At 44.9% G+C, this 559-nt stretch carries 1 protein-coding gene; it reads left to right on the top strand.

The genetic code is table 11. The features are described 5' to 3' along the window. Positions 1-205: 205 nt before the first annotated feature. Positions 206-451: a hypothetical protein gene (locus B5F91_RS14785; protein ID WP_087429768.1), complete on the top strand. Its 246-nt coding sequence runs from the start codon at positions 206-208 to the stop codon at positions 449-451. Positions 452-559 lie beyond the last annotated feature (108 nt).

Genomic DNA, 559 nt, shown 5'->3' with positions numbered 1-559 from the left:
CATCGATTATGAATTCCTTGCTGAAACCGCAGAAGCTATGGTACAGATTGCATTCATCCAAATCATGCTTAACAGATTTATCGAATGAAATCAAAACAGCTTCTAAAAATCTCTGCGTCTTTGCGTCTCTGCGTTTGTAAGATGTTCAAATACGTCTATAATAAGAAAATTCGTATCTTTGCAGTCGTAAGCGAGACAGAGCGGAATGAAACGGTTGCTTTATTGGATAGGATTGCTGATAGGGATTACCGCTTGCGCGAATCCCAAAGGTGAGGATGTGTTGGCAGAAGCCGAGCGGCTGATGCAGGCATATCCCGATTCGGCTTTGTCTCTGCTTGAACAAGCGGAGAAGGAAAGCGCAACCTATCCGCGCCGCAACCGGATGCACTACCGGTTGCTTCAAGCCGAAGCGATGAACAAGGCTTATCTCCCGCTAGACTGCTCTTTCTGACACGGCTCTTTCATTTAAGCTTAGATAAAGGCACATAATCCCCCCACCCACTTCTTATTGGAAGCAGGAATTTTGTTGTAATTGATACCCAATATGTTACGAATCCTC

The sequence above is a fragment of the Bacteroides sp. An322 genome (assembly GCF_002161765.1).
Taxonomy (GTDB): domain Bacteria; phylum Bacteroidota; class Bacteroidia; order Bacteroidales; family Bacteroidaceae; genus Phocaeicola; species Phocaeicola merdavium.
Note: the sequence above shows the minus strand (reverse complement) of the source record. Positions and strands in the feature narration are given on the sequence as shown.

Coding starts and splice junctions, on each gene's coding strand:
- B5F91_RS14785 (WP_087429768.1), top strand. CDS start 206: ATGAAACGGTTGCTTTATTGGATAGGATTGCTGATAGGGATTACCGCT.